The 1,230-nt window shown below is 56.8% G+C and carries 3 protein-coding genes; 1 reads left to right on the top strand and 2 read right to left on the bottom strand.

Going from position 1 to position 1,230, the window contains the following annotated elements:
* On the top strand, window positions 1-176 hold a 176-nt coding region (locus AAAB35_RS13230; protein ID WP_340668733.1), incomplete at its 5' end, for an aquaporin.
* 331 nt (window positions 177-507) lie between these two features.
* Here the strand turns inward: AAAB35_RS13230 and AAAB35_RS13225 are convergent.
* Entirely contained in the window at window positions 508-744 is a 237-nt protein-coding gene (locus AAAB35_RS13225) for a potassium channel family protein (protein ID WP_340668735.1), read from the bottom strand.
* A 241-nt stretch (window positions 745-985) separates the two neighbouring features.
* The coding region (locus AAAB35_RS13220) for a mechanosensitive ion channel family protein (RefSeq protein WP_340668734.1) at window positions 986-1,230 on the bottom strand (245 nt) is incomplete at its 5' end.

The raw sequence follows: 1,230 nt of genomic DNA, 5'->3' as shown, positions 1-1,230 counted from the left end.
TCCACCTCGTGTCGATCCCCGTGACCAATACCTCTGTGAATCCCGCGCGTTCGACCGGCGTCGCCCTGTTTGCGGAGACAGCCGCGCTCAGCCAGCTGTGGCTGTTCTGGGTTGCCCCCCTGATCGGCGCTGCGCTCGGTGCGATCATCTGGAAAGCCCTGCTCGGCAAGGATTGACGTTCAGCACATCCGCCCACCGGTTTATCTATATGTGGGCCACCGCAGTATTGTGGTTGACAGGTGCGCTGCGGTGCAACAAGCTCGCGACGTCGAGAGGCCAATACTCGGCTTGAGGTCCAGTGTTCTACTTGAGTGAGAGCGCTGGACCTCACCTTCCAAACTTTCCTTGCAGGCGCCTTCTGGCGCAGTATCGTGCGCTGTGGGTTTACGATTGGAATTTTGCCGAGTCTCGGCTTGTTCCCTCCCCTCTCCTCGAAGCTGCGCCTCTTTCGCAGCACCAAGTGCTGATCGTTAACGATATATCGCGTGGACTGATTCCACGACGTTGTCACTCATCCGGTGTGTCAATGTCGGTCGCTCGCAGCGCCTGGACGGCGACTGCGGCAACGAGGCCGGTCATGATGATCCCGGCAAAGCCGATCACGATGGCCAGAACGCGCGATAGACTATGACTCGGCGTGAGATCGCCATAGCCTATGGTAAGGCCGGTAACAAAGGTGAAGTATAACGTGTCGATTACCTTCCAACCCTCCATTCGCCCAATCAAGAGCCCACAGCCAAGCATCACTACAAGAATTCCGGACAAGATTGGCCAAACAACCCCAAGCTGGTTATAGAGCTCTTTGAAAAAGATACGCCTTGTTTGTCTGGATGTCATTTGACCTACCTGAGACACGAAACAGTTTCAGTGCGTCAACAGCAAATTTGAACGTGCCGCGCGTCCTTGGAATGTTGCCTGCGTGCGCATACCGGGCGTCGCATTGAAACCAGCAGGGGCCGCTGAAGGCTGTGGTCGCGGTTCTCGCTCACCCTTCACCCTCCACCAATTTCAGTTGCAGGTCAGCAGCCTTCTTGCGAACCATGGAATCTGTGGCAGCGGCGATCGCTGCACCGGCCGGATGATCCTCGTGGTTGCTGGCAACCTGCACCGTTGGTGAGGCAAACCCGATGCCATTTTGGGCGAAGGCTTCGCGGATCATTACGTAGGCGCGCCGTCGGATCGTGGACTGGAAGCCCGGTTTCGTCATCATTTTAAAGCTCAGCTTAATGC

This window comes from Phyllobacterium sp., assembly GCF_037994425.1.
Taxonomy (GTDB): Bacteria; Pseudomonadota; Alphaproteobacteria; order Rhizobiales; family Rhizobiaceae; genus Phyllobacterium.
The sequence above is the reverse complement of the archived record's forward strand: the minus strand, read 5'-3'. Positions and strand labels throughout refer to the sequence as shown.

Coding starts and splice junctions, on each gene's coding strand:
- AAAB35_RS13225 (WP_340668735.1), bottom strand. CDS start 744: ATGCTTGGCTGTGGGCTCTTGATTGGGCGAATGGAGGGTTGGAAGGTA.